This is a genomic window from Pseudoxanthomonas jiangsuensis (assembly GCF_010093185.1).
GTDB classification, from domain to species: Bacteria; Pseudomonadota; Gammaproteobacteria; order Xanthomonadales; family Xanthomonadaceae; genus Pseudoxanthomonas; species Pseudoxanthomonas jiangsuensis.
This window is the reverse complement of the sequence record NZ_PDWL01000052.1, coordinates 1-3,496: the sequence shown is the minus strand read 5'-3', so window position 1 is coordinate 3,496 and position 3,496 is coordinate 1. Positions and strand designations below refer to the sequence as shown.

General features: G+C 54.7%; 1 tRNA gene and 2 rRNA genes. All 3 read right to left on the bottom strand.

What is annotated here, in order from left to right:
* Nucleotides 1–47: 47 nt before the first annotated feature.
* Nucleotides 48–161, bottom strand: a 5S ribosomal RNA gene (gene rrf, locus CSC62_RS17060).
* Nucleotides 162–303: 142 nt separating this feature from the next.
* A 23S ribosomal RNA gene (locus CSC62_RS17055) occupies nt 304–3,181 on the bottom strand.
* 231 nt (nt 3,182–3,412) lie between these two features.
* Nucleotides 3,413–3,489 (bottom strand) — tRNA-Ile (locus CSC62_RS17050).
* Nucleotides 3,490–3,496 lie beyond the last annotated feature (7 nt).

Here is a 3,496-nt window from a genome sequence, read left to right as displayed (position 1 = left end):
GCAAAGACAAACCCCCAGCCGATTGGCTGGGGGTTTGAGGGTAAAGACCCTGGCGATGACCTACTCTCGCATGGGAAGCCCACACTACCATCGGCGCTGTTGCGTTTCACTTCCGAGTTCGGGATGGGATCGGGTGGTTCCACAACGCTAATTTCACCAGGGAGACGGTTGGAGCGTGCTGGTGAGCATGGCTGTCCGGGGACAGACCGTGCATACCGCACCGTCTCGCATAAGGACTTGTGATGTAGAGAGCGGCGGATGGCTATCGACGTGATCGTCGAGTCCAAGGCCACTTGAGGTTATATGGTCAAGCCACACGGATCATTAGTATCAGTTAGCTCAACGCATTGCTGCGCTTACACACCTGACCTATCAACCACCTAGTCTTGATGGTTCCTTTAGGGGACTTGTGTCCCGGGAGATCTCATCTTGAGGCGCGCTTCCCGCTTAGATGCTTTCAGCGGTTATCGCTTCCGAACATAGCTACCCGGCAATGCCACTGGCGTGACAACCGGAACACCAGAGGTTCGTCCACTCCGGTCCTCTCGTACTAGGAGCAGCCCCTCTCAAATCTCCAACGCCCATGGCAGATAGGGACCGAACTGTCTCACGACGTTCTGAACCCAGCTCGCGTACCACTTTAAATGGCGAACAGCCATACCCTTGGGACCGACTACAGCCCCAGGATGTGATGAGCCGACATCGAGGTGCCAAACACCGCCGTCGATATGAACTCTTGGGCGGTATCAGCCTGTTATCCCCGGAGTACCTTTTATCCGTTGAGCGATGGCCCTTCCATACAGAACCACCGGATCACTAAGTCCTACTTTCGTACCTGCTTGATCCGTCGATCTTGCAGTCAAGCACGCTTATGCCTTTGCACACAGTGCGCGATGTCCGACCGCGCTGAGCGTACCTTCGAGCTCCTCCGTTACTCTTTGGGAGGAGACCGCCCCAGTCAAACTACCCACCATACATGGTCCCCGGCCCGGATTACGGGCCCAGGTTAGAACGTCAAGCACATCAGGGTGGTATTTCAAGGATGGCTCCATGCCAGCTAGCGCCGACACTTCAAAGCCTCCCACCTATCCTACACAGACGAACTCAACGTTCAATGTAAAGCTATAGTAAAGGTTCACGGGGTCTTTCCGTCTTGCCACGGGAACGCTGCATCTTCACAGCGATTTCAATTTCACTGAGTCTCGGGTGGAGACAGCGCCGCTGTCGTTACGCCATTCGTGCAGGTCGGAACTTACCCGACAAGGAATTTCGCTACCTTAGGACCGTTATAGTTACGGCCGCCGTTTACTGGGGCTTCGATCAAGAGCTTCGCCTTGCGGCTGACCCCATCAATTAACCTTCCAGCACCGGGCAGGCGTCACACCCTATACGTCCACTTTCGTGTTTGCAGAGTGCTGTGTTTTTGATAAACAGTCGCAGCGGCCTGGTTTCTGCGACCCCCCTCAGCTATAGCCCGCATGGGCCACCAAAGGGGGTGCACCTTCTCCCGAAGTTACGGTGCCATGTTGCCTAGTTCCTTCACCCGAGTTCTCTCAAGCGCCTGAGAATTCTCATCCTACCCACCTGTGTCGGTTTACGGTACGGTCTGCGTGAGCTGAAGCTTAGGAGCTTTTCCTGGAAGCGTGGTATCAGTGACTTCGCCCTAAAGGGCTCGTCTCGGTGCTCGGTCTTAAAGGATCCCGGATTTGCCAAAGATCCAAACCTACCGCCTTTCCCCGGGACAACCAACGCCCGGTACACCTAACCTTCTCCGTCCCTCCATCGCACTCACGCGAGGTGCAGGAATATTAACCTGCTTCCCATCGACTACGGCTTTCGCCCTCGCCTTAGGGACCGACTAACCCTGCGTCGATTAACGTTGCGCAAGGAAACCTTGGGCTTTCGGCGTGCGGGCTTTTCACCCGCATTATCGTTACTCATGTCAGCATTCGCACTTCCGATACCTCCAGCAGACTTCTCAATCCACCTTCACAGGCTTACGGAACGCTCCTCTACCGCGCACAAACAAGTTGTGCACCCCAAGCTTCGGTTTACCGCTTAGCCCCGTTAAATCTTCCGCGCAGACCGACTCGACCAGTGAGCTATTACGCTTTCTTTAAAGGGTGGCTGCTTCTAAGCCAACCTCCTGGCTGTCTGTGCCTTTCCACATCGTTTCCCACTTAGCGGTAATTTGGGACCTTAGCTGTGGGTCTGGGTTGTTTCCCTTTTCACGACGGACGTTAGCACCCGCCGTGTGTCTCCCATACAGTCCGTCTCGGTATTCGGAGTTTGCAATGGTTTGGTAAGTCGCGATGACCCCCTAGCCATAACAGTGCTCTACCCCCGAGAGGATACATATGAGGCGCTACCTAAATAGCTTTCGAGGAGAACCAGCTATCTCCGGGTTCGATTAGCTTTTCACTCCTAATCACACCTCATCCCCTACCTTTGCAACGGGAGTGGGTTCGGGCCTCCAGTACCTGTTACGGCACCTTCACCCTGGGCATGACTAGATCACCCGGTTTCGGGTCTACAGCCCGCGACTATGCGCCCTATTCAGACTCGGTTTCCCTTCGCCTCCCCTATACGGTTAAGCTTGCCACGAACTGTAAGTCGCTGACCCATTATACAAAAGGTACGCAGTCACCCTTGCGGGCTCCTACTGCTTGTACGCACACGGTTTCAGGGTCTATTTCACTCCCCTCTCCGGGGTTCTTTTCGCCTTTCCCTCACGGTACTGGTTCACTATCGGTCGGTCAGGAGTATTTAGCCTTGGAGGATGGTCCCCCCATGTTCGGACAGGGTTTCACGTGCCCCGCCTTACTCGTCTTCACTGGAGTGGCCCTTTCGAATACAGGGCTGTCACCTTCTATGGCCAACCTTTCCAGGTTGTTTTCCTAGAACCATTCCAGCTTAAGGGCTAGTCCCCGTTCGCTCGTCACTACTTAGGGAATCTCGGTTGATTTCTTTTCCTCCGGTTACTTAGATATTTCAGTTCACCGGGTTCGCTTCCAGCAGCTATGTATTCACTGCAGGATACTGCCGAAGCAGTGGGTTTCCCCATTCGGACATCGCGGGATCAAAGCTTATTGCCAGCTCCCCCGCGCTTTTCGCAGGCTGTCACGTCCTTCATCGCCTCTGACCGCCAAGGCATCCACCGTGTGCGCTTATTCGCTTGACCATATAACCCCAAGTCGCCTCGGAGCTAATGACGTGCAGGTGGGGTACAAAGCCACCCGCGCGAACATACGACTCAATTTTTAGGGGCTCGAAGCCCCCGCCTTAGCCTCAACGACACGTCGAGATAGACATCTCAAACGCTCGCTACATCACAAGTTTTAAAAGAACACGCACCGGGCCTCAACGCCCGATCCGTAAATTCAATATGTGTGCGCTTGCTTACATCCAGAGTTGGTGGGTCTGGGAGGACTCGAACCACCGACCTCACCCTTATCAGGGGTGCGCTCTAACCACCTGAGCTACAGACCCAAAAGTC